A 1832-nucleotide genomic window follows, 5' to 3' on the forward strand; every position below is an offset into this window, starting at 1 on the left:
GAGGCTGGGACAAAACTAGCTAATATTCAAGATAAAAGGGAAATCGATGCTGTTCGATTTCCCTTTTTGCTTATTTGACTAAGGTTTTTAATTATCTTTACCTTATTGCTTGATTAATGGCAATATATTTCCGAAGATTTACTGCCATTAATGCTAGGCCCATTTCGTTATCAACCTTCGGTTTTCCTCGTACCGAAAATCGAGTGAAACGTAAATTAGCTTTCAAGAATCCGAAAACTGGTTCCACATCGATTTTGCGTTTTCGATAGATGGCACTTGATTTCTCTTCTGAAAGCTTTGCTCTTACATATTCTTTTTGTTGTTCCCATTTTTCATTCACCATGATTTTTCGGTTGTTGCCTTCTTTCGCTTTTGTACATGATGAACGGAACGGGCATCCCGAACAGTCTTCGCATTCGTAGATTTTGAGCGTACGTTGGAAGCCCGTACGATCATTTCTTACAGATTGATATGTAAATCTGAGATGTTTTTGATAGGGGCATGTATAGGTATCTGTTTCTTCATCATACTGCCAGTTGTTTGAGTTAAATTGGCTTTGTTTGTGCTTTTTCTTTTGTTCTTTCCGGTACATGTTATATGTAATAAGTGCTTCTCGCTTTCTGTTCGAAAGGATATCATGATAGTTTTGTTCACTACCGTAACCGGCGTCTGCGACAATGTATGTTGGTAACTCGAAATAATGCTTCTCAATTTCATCTAGAAACGGAATTAACGTACGGGTATCCGTGGGATTTGAAAATAAACTATAGGTAAGTACGTATTGTCCTTCTGTTGCGATTTGTACATTATAGCCTGGTTTTAGTTGTCCGTTCTGCATGTAATCGTCTTTCATTCGCATAAATGTCGCATCTTTGTCCGTTTTTGAATAGCTGTTCCGTGTATCAAGAATCTCAAAATCTTTTTCGTACCTTTGCTTACGCGTCATCCAGTCATGTACTTGTTTTAACAGTTGCCTAGGCGTTTTTCGTTCACTACGTAACTGTTTACGCAGAGCGACATCATCCGTGCTATCTATTTTTTGTGTATAGTCCTCCACAACTACCTCTAACTTCTCAGCGATTTGTGAGAGTTCTTCAATAGAAAGCTGCTCCTCATCCTCACGCTGTATTTCTGGTATGATTTGTTTTTCAAGTAGCTCACTGTACAATTGATTAGATTTTTCAACGAGACGGTTATGATGCTTTTCGACTGCTTTCTTCCAAACGAACGTGAATTTATTGGCATTGGCTTCAATTTTCGTACCATCAATAAAAATGGCCTCTTGATCGATGATTTTTTCTTGTACAAGCTGGACACGAAACTGTACGAAACATTGGCGAATGAGATCTTTCATATCGGGATGAACACGGAAACGATTGATCGTGCGGTAGCTGGGTTCATAACCTTGTGCAAGCCACATCATACGTATACTGTCTTTGGTGAGGTCCTCAATTTTACGACCGGAGAAAGCAGATTGGGTGTAGCCACATAAAATAATTTTAAGCATCATGCGTGGGTGATAAGAGGGGCAACCTGTTTGTCGTTGAAATGAGCCGAAGGCTCTCTCTGGAATACTTTCGACTAAATGATGGATGGCAAAAGCAATATCATTTTCTTGTAATTGAACTGCTAAATCTAGAGGTAAAACTAATTGATTCATGTTATAATTTTTAAACATAAGGACCCTTCTTTCTGTATAATTTGGTTGTGGTGACTTAATTTTATCAGAAGTGGTCCTTATTTTTTATGAAAAAATGTAAAGCGTGTGAAATTTTACTGATCGTAAAATTTCACACGCTTTTTAATTTAGAGGTGGGTTTTGTCCCAGCCTC

General features: G+C 38.1%; 1 pseudogene. It reads right to left on the reverse strand.

From position 1 onward, the window contains the following. Positions 1–118: 118 nt before the first annotated feature. A pseudogene (locus tag AC1Q6O_RS22875) lies at positions 119–1678 on the reverse strand (IS1182 family transposase); the annotation flags it as partial. Positions 1679–1832: the final 154 nt, after the last annotated feature.

This window comes from Lysinibacillus sp. GW823-FHT06C08, from assembly GCF_058795135.1.